The organism is Heyndrickxia acidiproducens DSM 23148, assembly GCF_000374345.1.
GTDB lineage: Bacteria > Bacillota > Bacilli > Bacillales > Bacillaceae_C > Weizmannia > Weizmannia acidiproducens.
Genome location: NZ_KB894036.1, coordinates 1 through 15,300, shown reverse-complemented (window position 1 = coordinate 15,300; position 15,300 = coordinate 1). Strand labels below are relative to the sequence as shown.

The window sequence follows — 15,300 nt, the reverse complement described above, 5'->3', positions numbered from 1 at the left end:
AGGGCGGACTTCCCTGGTGCCGGCCCAGTTGCCTGTCGCCGATAATCTAGCGCCCTCCGCTTTTCTATTTCCCGAGGCAGAATTGGGAGAATAGTTGATTTAGCAGGCTTTCCTGGACGGTGTCGCCGATGATTTCACCGAGCAGTTCCCATGTTCTTGTTAAATCGATTTGGATTATATCAATCGGGGTTCCCATTTTTATGCCATTCAATACGTCTTCTATTGCTTGAAGGGCCTGTGTTAGCAAAGCGATGTGGCGGCTGTTGGATACATAGGTCATATCGCTTTCTTCCAGCTGGCCTTCAAAATACATGGATGCGATTGTGTTTTCAAGTTCATCCACGCCTTCATCGTGCAATAGTGATGTACCAATCATTTTAGCATCTCCCGCCAGTTCACGCACACGCTCCAGATTTACCTTTTGCGGCCTGTCGCTTTTATTCAGGATGACAATCGTATCGAACCCTTTCACAGCTTCAAATAACTTTTCATCCTCCGGCGACAGCGGTTCTGCTGCATTAACGACAAGCAGAATTAAGTCGGCATCTTTCAAAACCTTCCGGGAACGTTCGACACCAATCCGTTCAACAATATCTTCAGTTTCACGGATGCCGGCTGTATCGACCAGACGCAGCGGGACACCACGGACATTGACATATTCTTCGATGACATCCCGGGTTGTGCCCGGAACATCCGTTACAATCGCTTTATTTTCCTGGACCAGGCTGTTCAATAAAGAGGATTTTCCAACATTCGGCCTGCCGATAATGGCGGTTGAAAGCCCCTCACGCAATATTTTTCCCTGATGGGCTGTCTGCAACAGTTTTTTCAGCTCGCTTCGGATGAACTCTCCTTTTTCTTTCAGCATACGGTGTGTCATTTCCTCGACATCATCATACTCCGGATAATCGATGTTGACCTCAATATGTGCAACAACTTCAAGAATTTCCTGGCGCAGTTTTTTAACCAGTTTGGAGAGCCTGCCTTCCATCTGGCCAATGGCATTGTTGACCGCTTTATCCGTTTTCGCGCGGATTAAGTCCATAACCGCCTCTGCCTGTGACAGATCAATACGCCCGTTCAAAAACGCCCGTTTCGTAAATTCACCAGGTTCTGCCAGCCGCGCCCCGTTTGCCAGTACCAGCTGCAGCACACGGTTTACGGATACCAGGCCGCCGTGGCAGTTGATTTCCACGACATCTTCCCTTGTAAATGTTTTCGGCCCCTTCATCACACTGGCCATCACTTCTTCAACAACCCCGGCCGTTTTCGGATCGATGATTTTTCCGTAATGGATTGTATGTGACGGCGCATCCTTCAGTTTCTTGCCGGCGACTCCGCTGAAAATTTTATCAGCAATCGGAATCGCATCATTCCCGCTTAATCTGACAATCGAAATGGCACCTTCCCCCATTGGTGTCGAAATCGCTGCAATCGTATCAAATTCCATCATTTTCACCCCGTTTCTTTTACACATCCATCTATAGCATTTATATAAACGTAAAAATTCGTTTTTCACCCTAACCAAATAGGATAGCAAACTTTTTCCTATATACAAGCAATATGAATGAATCTTCCACAATCCACAAAAAAGAAGCCGGATATTTTTATTTTAACTTATCCACATGTGAATAACAATGCGCCCGGGCCAGAATCCGGACTCCTTGTGGATATTTCGGCAAAATAATCAGCAAAGGTACCCCTTTTTCAGCCTTTTACAGCAATAAAAAAAGGCCGTGTCCCGGCCTCCAATATCATTTGGAAACCAGGCATACAGCCCGATTTCAGCCAGCTAAAGTATTTAGCGGCCATGTTCAGTTCCTGCCAAAGCCACGACTACATAACGGTTTGGCTCTGTTCCTTCTGAAAAAGTAGCAACCTTATTATTTTTTGCGAGGGCACTATGGATCACTTTTCTTTCAAACGAAGGCATCGGCTCAAGCCGGATACTTCTTTTTGTTTTGGCCACCCGGGCGGCCAATCTTTCAGCAAGCAATTTCAATGACTGCTCCCTTTTTTCCCGGTAATCGCCGACATCCAACATCACTTTTACATGATGCCGGATCATCCGGTTTGCTGTCAATTGCGTTAAAAGCTGCAGGGCATTCAGGGTTTGTCCCCTTTTTCCAATTAAGAGCGCCAGGTTTTCGCCCGTTATATTCAACTTTATGGTCTGATCACTTTTTTCAACTTCTATTTTTGGCGCATATCCCATTTTTTCAATGATCCCGTGCAAATATTCAACAACGGTATCAACCGGGTCCGGCTTTAATTGGACATGGACAACAGCCGGTTTTGACCCAAAAAGGCCAAATATGCCTTTTTTGCCTTCATCAATGATTTGTATGTCTACTTCTTCTTTTGACGAATTTAATTGTTCAAGCGCAGCATTCACGGCATGTTCAACATTTTGCCCTGTTGCTGTAACTTCCTTCACTTTTTTTGCCCCCTTGCTTTTGCTTTTTGAGCAGGCGCTTCAACCGGCGGCCCCTTGACAAAATGAGATTGGATGATCATGAAAATATTCCCGACAATCCAGTATAAAGGCAGTGCAGATGGAAGTTTTATCCCAAAAACAATAATCATGACAGGCATGGCCCACAGCATCATATTCATTTGTGTCTTCATTTGCGGGTTTAAATCCATACTCCCGCCGGCCATCATGATTTTCTGCTGGAGAAATGTCGTGATCCCGGCGATAACCGGCAGAACATAATCAACAGAACCCAGGTCAAACCAAAGAAAAGAGGAATCACGAATCTCCGGCGTACGGTTGATCGCATGGTAAAAACCGATCAAAATCGGCATTTGAATCAAAACAGGCAGACAACCTGCTGCCGGATTAATATTGTACTTTCGGAAAAGCTGCATCGTTTCCTGCTGCAGTTTTTGCTGTGTCACCGCATCTTTAGAAGAATACTTTTCTTTTAATTTAGTTAATTCCGGCTGAATTGCCTGCATCGCTTTTGAACTTTTAAGCTGCGTAATCATCAGCGGTAAAATAATCAGGCGGATCAGGATCGTAACAAAAATGATCGACAGCCCGTAGCTGTTTCCAAGCAATCCGGCTGTTTTTGTAATAGTCCAGGACAGCGGGTACACAATATATTGATTCCATAAACCCTTACTTTCCGGCGTAATATCCTGGTTGAACTCCGTGCAGCCGGCCGCCAATGCCGCTAAAACCATAATCATTCCAATTAGAAAAAACTTTTTTCTCAATCGTTTCTTCCTCCCCAACTTTGTGAAGTATCTTTAAATTAACGCTTACTTTCCGTGATTGTTATAAAGGCAGCAATCTGGTTGCTGCCTTTGTTGAAAATGCGTTTCACTCTTATTTTAACTTTTTTTTAAGACCTTGGCTATATGAAGCACATGGATTAAACTCTTTTTTACTTCCTGGAAGTTCATTTCGGCCGCTGGTTTCCTAGCGATAATGATATAATCATTTTTCGGATCGATAGCTTCTTTTAACTCCAAAAATGTTTGGCGGATATACCGCTTGATTTCATTTCTTTTCACGGCATTTCCGAGCTTTTTGCTGACGGATAATCCGATTCTGAAGTGCTCATGATCCGTATTTTTTAACACATACACGACAAACTGCCGGTTCGCATACGATTTTCCGTTTTGAAAGACATCCTGAAAATCCGTATTTTTTTTCACGCGGTAAGACTTCTTCATTTAAACACCTTCACTTTACATGCCGGCATACGGAAATCACCAACGCGGCAAGCATCATCCAGCCGCAAACGCTAAAAACCGAAACGGCCGGACTTTATAACTAATATGATAAAAAAACCACTGAGACATTTCAGTGGTCTATGCGGATAATACTTTTCTTCCTTTACGGCGGCGGTTGGCCAGCACTTTCCGGCCGTTCTTCGTGCTCATACGTGCACGGAAGCCGTGTACTTTACTTCTTTTACGTTTATTGGGTTGGTAAGTTCTTTTCATCTATGACACCTCCTCGAGGATGTGGTTGTCCAGCTCCGGGCGCTATCGGTTAGCGTCTTCTCCCTGCGATAAGCCAACAACGATTCGCACTTACAGGGCTTAGCCGCGTTTCCTTTGTCTCAGCCAAAGACTGAAATCCGTACGCCAATGGACAGCGCTCTCTGCTTTTCTCCGTTATTCTTATCGTAAACGACAGTCTACATCATTATAAAGATTCCCCTTCAATATTGTCAAGAGCATAACACCACTTCCACTTTTTTCCGGGCCCGCGCAATAAAAAAGCTTTGCATCCCGGATCGGATCCGGTTATTTTCAGTCTGTGGATAATTACTTCATGCCATTTTGACTATCCACAACAATTATTGACAAGTTTCACACAAATCCAGCAGCTGTGAATGATTTTTTTCCCCACATCGTTTATATTGTGGATAATTTATAAAGATCATTGCAACCACTAATATAATTTGATATGATTATTGTGTTTTAACCCTGAATAAGTCTATGTGGATAACTAATTAATCCACAATCTGTGGATATCTTGTGGACAGTTTATTCAGATATGCCGGATAAAGTTGTCCACAATTGGTGGATTATGTCGAAATGTCGTTTTTATTCCTTATTATACTCTTTTCCACTATTCAGTGTGATGTATTTTTATTAATGTCCGCCTATCGTACGAAACATTGTTACGGACATGTAAAATAGAATTTTTTTTTGTTTGATAAAAAGGAGGGATTGGCGTTGGAAAATATCGCTGATCTTTGGAAAGAAGCATTGTCAGTCATTGAAAAAAAGATCAGTAAACCAAGTTTTGATACCTGGCTAAAGTCCACCAAGGCCCACTCGCTGAAAAAAGATACGTTTGTGATTTCCGTGCCGAATGAATTCGCAAGGGACTGGCTGGAAGGCCATTACATTCCTCTTATTACAACGGTTTTGTACGATATTACAGGTGAGGAACTTGAAATTAAATTTGTTATTCCGCAACAGCTTGAAAATGAGGATACGGATTTTTTCCAGCCTCCAAAAAGGCCGGCGGTAAAATTGGAGGACCCTCAGGAATACCAAAGCATGCTTATCGCAAAGTACACATTTGATACCTTTGTCATCGGATCCGGGAACCGCTTTGCCCATGCGGCCTCCCTCGCAGTGGCTGAGGCTCCGGCCAAGGCATATAACCCTTTATTCATCTATGGCGGTGTCGGGCTGGGAAAAACACACTTAATGCATGCGATCGGCCACTATGTTCTGGAGCATAACCCCAGGGCAAAAGTCGTCTACTTATCTTCAGAGAAATTCACGAATGAATTCATCAATTCAATCCGCGATAACAAGGGCGGTGAATTCCGCAACAAATACCGGAATGTCGACATTCTTTTAATAGATGATATTCAATTTCTTGCCGGAAAAGAATCTACTCAAGAAGAATTTTTCCATACCTTTAATGCGCTGCACGAAGAAAGCAAACAGATTGTGATTTCAAGCGACCGCCCTCCAAAGGAAATTCCAACGCTTGAAGAAAGGCTGCGTTCAAGATTTGAATGGGGCCTGATCACAGACATTACCCCGCCGGATCTGGAAACAAGAATTGCGATTCTGCGGAAAAAGGCAAAAGCGGACGGACTCGATATTCCAAATGAAGTGATGTTGTATATCGCGAACCAGATTGACACAAACATCCGTGAACTTGAAGGCGCGTTAATCCGGGTTGTCGCCTATTCATCGCTCATCAATAAAGACATCAATGCCGATCTGGCTGCTGAAGCTTTGAAAGATATTATTCCAAGTTCAAAGCCGAAAACCATTACCATACAGGATATCCAGAAACTCGTCGGGGAAGAGTACCATATAAAACTGGAAGACTTTAAAGCGAAGAAACGCACAAAATCTGTCGCATTCCCCCGCCAGATTGCGATGTATTTGTCGAGAGAACTGACAGATTTTTCGCTTCCGAAAATAGGAGAAGAGTTTGGCGGGCGGGACCATACAACCGTCATTCATGCGCATGAAAAGATTGCCAACATGCTGCAAACTGATGCACAATTTCAGAAAAAAATCGAAGAACTCCAAAACGCGCTTAAAAATGGATGAGCGTATCTTAAAGCCGGGCTGCGCATACTGTGAATAACACCGAAAACTTTATATACAGTCTGTCCACATGTGGATAGACTGTATTTCATTGCTTTTCAGGGGTTATCCACATGTTCACAACCCCTAGTACTATTACTACTATTTTTTTTAAAATATTATTAAGTTATAGGTTCACCAGATGGAGGAGAATAACCATGAAATTTTCTATTTTGCGGGATCGTTTGATTGAAAGTGTCCAGGATGTATCAAAAGCGATTGCCTCAAGAACAACCATCCCCATTTTAACCGGAATAAAAATTGTGGCTTCAGAGGAAGGCGTTACCTTTACCGGCAGTGATTCGGATATTTCAATTGAGTCATTTGTCCCGAAAGAGGAAGATGGAGAAGAAATCGTAGCCATCCAGGAATATGGCGGAATTGTCCTGCAGGCCAGATTTTTCGGGGAACTTGTCAAAAAACTGCCGATGGACCTGGTAGAGATTGAAGTCATAAACCAATTTCAAACCAATATTCGCTCCGGAAAGGTTGAATTTAATTTAATCGGACTGGATGCTGAAGAATATCCGCATCTTCCCCAGGTTATGGAAGATAAGGTCTTTAAAATCCCGGCCGATATTTTGAAAAATTTAATCAGACAGACTGTATTTGCCGTTTCAACAGCAGAAACACGGCCGATCTTGACAGGTGTAAACTGGAATATTAAGCAGAACCGTTTAAACTGTATTGCAACAGACAGCCACCGCCTTGCCCGGAGAACGGCTGAAATTGAAAACGCAGATGACACTGAATATAATATTGTCATACCGGGGAAGAGCTTAACTGAGCTGAATAAAATTCTCGGAGAAAACAATGAACCGGTGGAAATTGTCATTACCGATAATCAGGTTTTGTTTAAGATGAAACATTTATTATTTTACTCGCGGCTGCTGGAAGGAAATTATCCGGATACCTCAAGACTGATTCCAACAGATGCAAAAACGGAAATTATCGTCAATACAAAAGAGTTTTTACAGGCCATTGACAGGGCCTCATTACTGGCAAAAGAGGGGCAAAATGCAAATGTTGTCAAACTTTCATCGATAGAAGCCAGTCCCGCATCTATTGAAATTACATCCAATTCTCCGGAAATCGGCAAAGTCGTCGATCAAGTCCGCTGCGAAACCGTTGAGGGGGAAGAAGTAAGGATTTCTTTTAGTGCAAAATATATGATGGACGCTTTAAAGGTGTTGGAAGGAACGGAAATCGGCATCCGTTTTACCGGTGCGATGAGGCCATTTGTGATCCGTCCGGTTCATGATGATTCGATATTACAATTAATCCTCCCTGTCCGCACGTACTGATTGACAAAGAATGCAGATTTAAAGGATAAGGCCTGTTCAATTTCGGCAGGCTTTTTTTTTCAGATGCATGCTGATTTGAACTTGCGTCTGCTGCAGGCAAAAGGAAAGGAAAATCTGTTGTATTCTTTGTAATTTAGAAAGATTTTTAGTAAAATTATATATTAGCGACTATACGAAAAGAGTGAACAAATGGAAAATAATGTAAGGATCTCTACAGAAACCATCACATTGGGCCAATTTCTAAAATTAGCTGAAATCATCCAAAGCGGCGGGATGGCAAAATGGTTTTTAAGCGAGCATGACTGTTACATCAATGGCGTGCAGGATCAAAGAAGAGGGCGGAAGTTAAGAGAAAATGATGTGATCGTAATAAAGGAATATGGTGCGTTTCGGATCGTTCGCTAATGGACCCGCCTGACGGTAAAGGATGTATACGAAATGTATATTGAAGAACTGGAACTGAAAAATTACCGCAACTATGAAACGCTTTCGATTCCATTTGAAAATAAGGTGAATGTCATTCTTGGCGAAAATGCACAAGGAAAAACCAACTTGATGGAATCCATCTATGTGCTGGCGATGGCAAAGTCCCACCGTACATCAAATGATAAAGAACTCATCCGCTGGGATACAGAATATGCTAAAATAAAAGGGAGAATTCATAAACACAGCGGCTCAGCCCCCCTCGAACTGACGATATCCAAAAAAGGAAAAAAAGCAAAGTTCAATCATATTGAACAAAAAAAATTAAGCCAGTACATCGGCAATATGAATGTAGTCATGTTTGCACCGGAAGATTTAAATTTGGTAAAAGGCAGCCCCCAGGTGCGGCGCCGTTTTATCGATATGGAGATCGGCCAAATTTCTCCTGTTTATCTGTACGATATGAGCCGGTTTCAAAAAATATTACAGCAGAGAAACCAATACCTTAAACTGTTGCAAGTGAAAAAGCAAACAGACCGGACGATGCTGGATGTCTTGACTGAACAATTTATTGAAGCAGCTGCAAAAATTGTGAAAAAAAGGTTTGAGTTTATCCGGATGCTGGAGGATTGGGCAAACCCGATTCATGCACGTATTTCGCGGGGGCTGGAAACATTGATGATTTCATATAAACCCTCGCTTGATGTATCAGAAGAGCTGAATTGGTCAAATATGATAAAAGCATATGAAAACAAGTTTGCAGCAATCAAACAAAGAGAAATTGACAGAGGGGTTACACTCGTTGGCCCCCACCGCGATGACTTGATGTTTTTCGTGAATGGGCGCGATGTTCATACCTATGGTTCACAGGGCCAGCAGAGAACAGCCGCATTGTCTGTGAAATTGGCTGAAATTGAATTAATTTATTCAGAAATAGGTGAATACCCGATTTTACTGCTGGATGACGTGCTTTCCGAACTGGATGACTATCGGCAGTCCCATTTGTTAAATACGATTCAGGGCAAAGTACAGACCTTTGTAACAACGACGAATGTAGATGGAATCAGCCATCAGACATTGCGGGAAGCTTCAACGTATACCGTTCAAACGGGAAAAATAGTTGCTGGATGAGGTGTGTATATGTATCTCCATGTCGGTGAAGATGTGAGGGTTCAAGTCAATGAAATTATCGTCATCCTTGATCAGCGGTCACTGCAAGACTCACCAATCAATGACCATTATCTGCAAACTTCCAAACCGCGTATACGCAATTTGGCTAAGGAGGAATGTAAATCGATGGTCGTTACCCAACACCATATCTATTTATCGCCTCTTTCTTCCAATACGTTAATCAGACGATCTAATATTCACATACAAGATGATCTTTTATCATTTTTTTAAATTTTTGATTTGAATCACCCCGGACAGGTGAAAAAAATACGGATTTTATTTTGATAGAGAGTGTAGGTGGTATAATTGGAACAAGATCAAATACAAGAACAGTCCTATAATGCTGATCAAATACAAGTTCTTGAAGGGCTTGAAGCTGTCCGCAAACGGCCCGGCATGTATATCGGCTCTACCAGTTCAAGAGGGCTGCACCATCTTGTTTGGGAAATTGTAGACAATAGTATCGATGAAGCATTGGCAGGATACTGCGATGAAATCAATGTCTTTATTGAGAAAGACAACAGCATCACGGTAAAAGACAATGGGCGCGGCATTCCTGTCGGGATCCAGGAAAAAGTGGGCAGGCCGGCAGTTGAAGTCATTATGACAATATTGCACGCCGGAGGAAAATTTGGCGGCGGCGGTTATAAAGTATCCGGCGGCCTCCATGGTGTGGGTGCTTCAGTTGTCAATGCGCTTTCCACCGTATTAGATGTTTATGTCCACCGCGACGGGCATATTTATTATCAAAAATTTAACCGGGGAAAACCGGCCTTCGATTTAAAAATCATCGGTGACACGGACCGGACCGGCACCACGACCCATTTCAAACCGGATCCGGAAATTTTTACAGAGACAATTGAATTTGATTACGACGTTCTTACCACCCGCCTGCGTGAACTTGCTTTTCTAAATAAAGGAATCAAAATTACGATTGAAGATAAAAGGGAAAACCCGCGTAAAAATGAATACCATTACGAAGGCGGGATTAAATCCTATGTTGAGCATTTGAACCGTTCAAAAGCAGTTCTCCATAAAGAACCCATTTATGTGGAAGGTGAAAAAGACGGCATATATGTCGAAGTTTCCATTCAATACAATGACGGATATGCCAGCAGCATTTATTCTTTCGCCAATAATATTCACACATATGAAGGCGGTACGCACGAATCCGGTTTCAAAACGGCCTTAACGCGTGTGATCAATGATTATGCGCGCAAAAACGGATTAATCAAGGAAAGTGATCCGAATTTAACAGGGGAGGACGTCCGTGAAGGCATTACAGCTATCGTCTCCATCAAGCATCCGGACCCGCAGTTTGAAGGACAGACAAAAACAAAGCTTGGCAACTCGGAAGCACGGACGATCACAGATACCATCTTTTCGGAAACATTTGAGAAATTTATGCTTGAGAACCCGGCCGTTGCCAAAAAAATTGTTGAAAAAGGCTTAATGGCCTCACGGGCAAGAATGGCAGCCAAGAAGGCAAGGGAATTGACACGGAGAAAAAGCGCTCTGGAATCAACGAGCCTGCCGGGAAAATTAGCTGACTGCTCGTCCCGTGATCCGGCCCTCAGCGAACTTTATATTGTCGAAGGTGACTCTGCGGGCGGATCCGCAAAACAAGGGCGCGACCGCATGTTCCAGGCTATTCTTCCGTTAAGGGGGAAAATTTTGAATGTCGAAAAAGCCCGGCTGGATAAAATTTTATCCAACGCGGAAATCCGGACGATCATTACTGCTTTGGGCACGGGTGTCGGCGAGGATTTTGACATTTCAAAAGCCCGCTACCATAAAGTCGTCATTATGACCGATGCCGATGTCGACGGCGCCCATATCAGAACATTATTATTAACATTCTTCTACCGCTATATGCGGCCTTTAATTGATGCCGGATATATTTATATTGCACAGCCGCCGCTCTTTAAAGTGCAGCAGGGAAAAAGAGTGGAGTATGTATACAGCGACAAGGGCCTGGAAGAAATTCTCGCCCAGCTGCCTGCACAGCCTAAACCGGCAATCCAGCGCTACAAAGGTTTAGGGGAAATGAACCCGGACCAGCTTTGGGAAACGACAATGGAACCGGAAAACCGGACAATGCTCCAGGTCAACCTGGAAGATGCCATTGAGGCGGACGGCACTTTTGAAATGCTGATGGGTGATAAAGTAGAACCAAGGCGTTTGTTTATTGAAGAAAATGCCATTTATGTGAAAAACCTAGACATTTAAAGAAAAAGGAGGTCTAGCGATGGCTGAAACACCGGAATCTAAAGTTGTAGAAGTAAATTTAAGCCAGGAAATGCGAACGTCTTTTCTTGACTATGCGATGAGTGTTATTGTGGCACGGGCCATTCCGGACGTGCGGGACGGATTAAAACCTGTTCACCGCCGTATTCTCTATGCCATGAATGACCTTGGGATGACGCCGGATAAAGCTTTTAAGAAGTCGGCACGTATTGTCGGTGAAGTTATCGGGAAATACCATCCGCACGGGGACTCTGCCGTATACGAAACCATGGTGCGGATGGCGCAGAATTTCAGCTACCGGTATATGCTTGTTGACGGCCATGGGAACTTTGGTTCTGTCGATGGCGACCCGGCTGCTGCAATGCGGTACACAGAAGCGCGAATGTCCAAAATATCCTTGGAATTACTAAGAGATATTAACAAAGATACGATTGATTACCAGGACAACTATGATGGTTCGGAAAAAGAGCCGGCTGTGCTGCCTGCCCGTTTTCCAAATCTTTTGGTGAATGGATCATCAGGCATTGCGGTCGGGATGGCTACTAATATTCCGCCGCATCAATTGGGTGAAGTGATTGATGGAATTCTTGCGTTAAGCAGAGACCCTGATATTACCATTCAGGAACTGATGGAATACATCCCCGGCCCTGATTTTCCAACAGCGGGTTTGATTGTCGGCAGAAGCGGTATCCGCCGCGCCTATGAAACAGGCAGAGGTTCGATTACATTAAGAGCGCGTGTCAAAATCGAACAAAAGCCTAACGGGAAAGAAACTATTTTGGTGGAAGAACTGCCTTATCAGGTTAATAAGGCAAAACTGATTGAACGGATTGCAGAACTTGTCCATGAAAAAAGAATTGATGGCATTACCGATCTTCGCGATGAATCGGACCGCAGCGGCATGCGGATTGTGATTGAAATCCGCCGCGATGCAAATGCAAATGTGATCCTGAATAATCTATTTAAGCATACGGCAATGCAAACCACATTCGGGATCAATTTACTGGCGCTTGTCGGCGGCCAGCCGAAAGTCCTGAACTTAAAGCAGGCGCTGCATTACTACCTGGAGCACCAGGAAACCGTGATCAGGCGCAGGACAGCTTTCGAATTAAAAAAAGCGCAAGCACGGGCTCATATTTTAGAAGGTCTGCGGATTGCGCTTGATCATATCGATGAAATTATTAATCTCATCCGTTCGTCACAAACTGCGGAAATTGCCCGCAACGGTTTGATGGAGCAATTTTCATTATCGGAAAAGCAGGCCCAGGCGATTCTCGATATGCGTCTGCAGCGCTTGACCGGTTTGGAACGTGAGAAAATTGAAGAAGAATATCAAGGATTAGTCAAGTTAATCGCTGAGTTAAAAGCCGTTTTGGCAGATGAGCAGAAAGTGCTTGAAATCATTCGTAAAGAACTGCTTGAAATCAAAGAACGCTTTAACGATGGGCGGCGTACTGAAATTATCGCCGCAAGCGGCATGGATCAGATTGAAGATGAAGACTTGATCCCGCAGGAAAATATTGTGGTCAGCCTGACACATAATGGTTATATTAAGCGGCTGCCGATTTCCACTTACCGCAGCCAAAAACGCGGCGGCCGCGGTGTGCAGGGAATGGGGACCAATGAAGATGATTTCGTGGAGCATCTTTTAACAACATCTACCCATGACACCATTCTTTTCTTTACCAACAAGGGAAAAGTATATAAAAAGAAAGGTTATGAAATTCCGGAATACGGCAGAACAGCAAAAGGCATTCCGATTGTAAACCTGCTTGAAATCGACAAAGACGAATGGATCAACACGATGATCCGCGTAGAAGAATTCAATGAAAACTGGTATTTATTCTTTACCACAAAGAAGGGGATTTCAAAACGCACCCCTGTCTCAGATTTCGCAAATATCCGGACAAATGGCCTGATTGCAATTCATCTGAAAGAAGAAGATGAATTGATTTCTGTTAAACTGACGGACGGGCACAAAGAAATAATCATTGGAACAAGGGACGGCATGCTGATCCGTTTTCCGGAAACCGATGTTCGTTCGATGGGAAGATCAGCAACAGGTGTTAAAGGCATTACGTTAACGGCTGATGATGAAGTCGTCGGGATGGAAATCCTCGAAGAACAGGATGACGTCTTGATTGTGACACGCAATGGTTACGGAAAAAGGACACATGGCAGCGAGTACCGTATTCAGAGCCGGGGCGGAAAAGGCCTGAAAACATGTAATATTACAAGTAAAAACGGGCCGCTTGTTTCCGTTAAAACGGTAACCGGTGAAGAAGACCTGATGTTAATTACAGCAGGCGGTGTTATGATTCGCATGGCTGTTGGCGATATCTCCGTGTTAGGACGGAACACGATGGGCGTCAAACTCATCCGTTTAAATGATGACGGATATGTAGCAACGGTAGCGAAGGTAGAAAAAGATGAAGAAGAAAACCATACAGATCCGGTAGAAGACGAAGGCCAGGAATCATAAAGATCAGTATGAGTGACCTATTGTTTTTAGAAGCATTCACGCAATGCTTCTTTTTTTTGGTAAAATGTTGTTAACACAGAAGACCATGCTAATTTTGGGGGGAATATGTTGAAAGTAAATGTATATCACTTGCGGCCGGGATACAAGTTAACAAAAGACGTAATGGGAAAAACACTGAACCCGATCATCCCGAAAGGAACGGTACTGACAAAACAGCTGATTGACATTTTGAAGGAGTTTGATATAGGAGAGGTATGGGCTGAATATAGTAACATTTCCGGAAACAGCCGGGATCTTAAAGCGAATACTGCAGAGGTTGAGGCAATCGCGCCTGATTTAAAGGCATTATATCTCGCCGCAGTAAAAAGCTGCCAAAGGGATTTTAAAAATTGGCAGGCAGGGGCAAAGGTGAAAGTGGAAGAAGTGAGAGACTACCTTATTCCACTCTTTCAATATATAGAAAATAATCCGTCAAGTATTGGAATCATCCATCATTTTTCCAATAAAGAGGAGTATCTATACCATCATGCTGTTTCAGTAGGATTATTAAGCGGTGCCATCGCCCAAAAAATGAACCTCAAAAAAGGAGACCATTACCAGGCGGCACTTGCAGGCTTTCTTGCGGATATTGGGATGGCCAGAATCCCCCAGCATCTGCTCAAAAAAGCAAATGATCTTACAAGCATGGCGTTTGAAGAGGTGAAAAGCCATCCGGTTAACAGCTTGAAGATGATTCAACATTCATCCCTGTTAAAGCCTGAAACTAAATTGGCCATCCTTCAGCACCATGAGCGGCTTGACCGGAGTGGCTATCCTTTTGGTGAAAGTCCGAATAGAATTCCAATTATGTCCAGAATTGTGGCTGTTTCTGATGTCTATCATGCGATCGTTTGTGACCACATCTATAAAAAAAGAAAAATACCGTTTCAAGCAATAGAAGAGCTGACGGCAGACTATTTTGGAAAATTTGATATTTCCATTTTAAATGTCCTGATACAACTTGTTGCCCGCTTATCAATTGGAACGAAAGTCCTTCTTTCCAATCATGAAGAGGCAAAAGTTATCTATCCCAAACAAACCGCCCCCATCAAACCATTGGTAAAAATACTTAGCAGTGGCATGATGTTAGATTTGGAGAAAAGCCGGGATATCAGCATCGTGGAATTGGTCAAGTAGCAAATTTTAATATTCAGCATGGATAAAAGTGTTATTGCAAAATTATTTTAAACAAGTATAATAGATAGTGTTCAACTCAATTAGGCATTGCTATTATTTTTAGAAAAAATATTTGACATTGCCTGCTGAAATATGTTATTATATAAAAGTCGTCAAGAGCACGACAACGATTGTTCCTTGAAAACTGAACAAAACAAAACGTCAATGTTTATTTTATGAGCTTTTATCAAACATCTTTATGGAGAGTTTGATCCTGGCTCAGGACGAACGCTGGCGGCGTGCCTAATACATGCAAGTCGAGCGGACTCTTTGAAAGCTTGCTTTTAAAGAGTCAGCGGCGGACGGGTGAGTAACACGTGGGTAACCTGCCTGTAAGACTGGGATAACTCCGGGAAACCGGGGCTAATACCGGAT

General features: G+C 43.2%; 13 protein-coding genes and 1 rRNA gene. 9 read left to right on the top strand and 5 right to left on the bottom strand.

The features are described from left to right. Nucleotides 1-64: 64 nt before the first annotated feature. The 5 genes from mnmE to rpmH all read right to left on the bottom strand — a co-directional run bounded on the left by mnmE (nt 65) and on the right by rpmH (nt 3,957). Nucleotides 65-1,450 carry a tRNA uridine-5-carboxymethylaminomethyl(34) synthesis GTPase MnmE gene (gene mnmE, locus C232_RS0116565; protein WP_018665273.1) on the bottom strand — a complete coding sequence of 462 codons (1,386 nt, stop codon included), beginning with the start codon at nt 1,448-1,450 and terminating at the stop codon, nt 65-67. 351 nt (nt 1,451-1,801) lie between these two features. Next, nucleotides 1,802-2,437: an RNA-binding cell elongation regulator Jag/EloR gene (gene jag / locus C232_RS0116555; protein ID WP_018665270.1), complete on the bottom strand. Its 636-nt coding sequence runs from the start codon at nt 2,435-2,437 to the stop codon at nt 1,802-1,804. Next, complete coding sequence (gene spoIIIJ, locus C232_RS0116550) at nt 2,434-3,222, bottom strand: YidC family membrane integrase SpoIIIJ (protein ID WP_018665269.1); 789 nt, start codon at nt 3,220-3,222, stop codon at nt 2,434-2,436. Before spoIIIJ ends, jag begins: the two co-directional genes overlap by 4 nt. A 117-nt stretch (nt 3,223-3,339) precedes the next feature. Beyond that, nucleotides 3,340-3,684, bottom strand: a complete 345-nt coding sequence (gene rnpA / locus C232_RS0116545) for a ribonuclease P protein component (protein ID WP_018665268.1) — start codon at nt 3,682-3,684, stop codon at nt 3,340-3,342. Between the two features lie 138 nt (nt 3,685-3,822). Further along, on the bottom strand, nt 3,823-3,957 hold the full coding sequence (rpmH, locus tag C232_RS0116540; protein WP_018665267.1) for a 50S ribosomal protein L34: 135 nt from the start codon (nt 3,955-3,957) through the stop codon (nt 3,823-3,825). Nucleotides 3,958-4,698: 741 nt separating this feature from the next. Here rpmH and dnaA point away from each other — a divergent pair. The 9 genes from dnaA to C232_RS0116495 form a co-directional block, all read left to right on the top strand. Continuing rightward, nucleotides 4,699-6,048 (top strand): chromosomal replication initiator protein DnaA, encoded by a 1,350-nt coding sequence (gene dnaA / locus C232_RS0116535; RefSeq protein WP_018665266.1) that lies wholly within the window; start codon nt 4,699-4,701, stop codon nt 6,046-6,048. A 194-nt stretch (nt 6,049-6,242) separates the two neighbouring features. Then, on the top strand, nt 6,243-7,388 hold the full coding sequence (gene dnaN / locus C232_RS0116530) for a DNA polymerase III subunit beta (RefSeq protein WP_018665265.1): 1,146 nt from the start codon (nt 6,243-6,245) through the stop codon (nt 7,386-7,388). Nucleotides 7,389-7,577: 189 nt separating this feature from the next. Beyond that, nucleotides 7,578-7,793: a S4 domain-containing protein YaaA gene (gene yaaA / locus C232_RS0116520; protein WP_018665263.1), complete on the top strand. Its 216-nt coding sequence runs from the start codon at nt 7,578-7,580 to the stop codon at nt 7,791-7,793. A gap of 33 nt (nt 7,794-7,826) precedes the next feature. After that, nucleotides 7,827-8,942, top strand: coding sequence for a DNA replication/repair protein RecF (gene recF, locus C232_RS0116515; protein WP_018665262.1), 1,116 nt, complete (start codon nt 7,827-7,829; stop codon nt 8,940-8,942). Nucleotides 8,943-8,951: 9 nt separating this feature from the next. Further along, a complete protein-coding gene (gene remB / locus C232_RS19630) occupies nt 8,952-9,212 on the top strand; it encodes an extracellular matrix regulator RemB (RefSeq protein WP_081622794.1) in 261 nt (86 codons plus the stop codon). Between the two features lie 75 nt (nt 9,213-9,287). Beyond that, nucleotides 9,288-11,210: a DNA topoisomerase (ATP-hydrolyzing) subunit B gene (gene gyrB, locus C232_RS0116510; RefSeq protein WP_018665261.1), complete on the top strand. Its 1,923-nt coding sequence runs from the start codon at nt 9,288-9,290 to the stop codon at nt 11,208-11,210. A 19-nt stretch (nt 11,211-11,229) separates the two neighbouring features. Continuing rightward, on the top strand, nt 11,230-13,710 hold the full coding sequence (gene gyrA / locus C232_RS0116505; RefSeq protein ID WP_018665260.1) for a DNA gyrase subunit A: 2,481 nt from the start codon (nt 11,230-11,232) through the stop codon (nt 13,708-13,710). Nucleotides 13,711-13,818: 108 nt separating this feature from the next. After that, nucleotides 13,819-14,886, top strand: coding sequence for an HD-GYP domain-containing protein (locus C232_RS0116500; protein ID WP_018665259.1), 1,068 nt, complete (start codon nt 13,819-13,821; stop codon nt 14,884-14,886). A gap of 235 nt (nt 14,887-15,121) precedes the next feature. Further along, nucleotides 15,122-15,300, top strand: a 16S ribosomal RNA gene (locus C232_RS0116495); the annotation flags it as partial.

Bases quoted from the DNA above. Each gene is read 5' to 3' on its own strand.
- mnmE (WP_018665273.1), bottom strand. From the start codon at position 1,450: ATGGAATTTGATACGATTGCAGCGATTTCGACACCAATGGGGGAAGGT.
- rnpA (WP_018665268.1), bottom strand. From the start codon at position 3,684: ATGAAGAAGTCTTACCGCGTGAAAAAAAATACGGATTTTCAGGATGTC.
- rpmH (WP_018665267.1), bottom strand. From the start codon at position 3,957: ATGAAAAGAACTTACCAACCCAATAAACGTAAAAGAAGTAAAGTACAC.
- dnaN (WP_018665265.1), top strand. From the start codon at position 6,243: ATGAAATTTTCTATTTTGCGGGATCGTTTGATTGAAAGTGTCCAGGAT.
- yaaA (WP_018665263.1), top strand. From the start codon at position 7,578: ATGGAAAATAATGTAAGGATCTCTACAGAAACCATCACATTGGGCCAA.
- recF (WP_018665262.1), top strand. From the start codon at position 7,827: ATGTATATTGAAGAACTGGAACTGAAAAATTACCGCAACTATGAAACG.
- remB (WP_081622794.1), top strand. From the start codon at position 8,952: ATGTATCTCCATGTCGGTGAAGATGTGAGGGTTCAAGTCAATGAAATT.
- gyrA (WP_018665260.1), top strand. From the start codon at position 11,230: ATGGCTGAAACACCGGAATCTAAAGTTGTAGAAGTAAATTTAAGCCAG.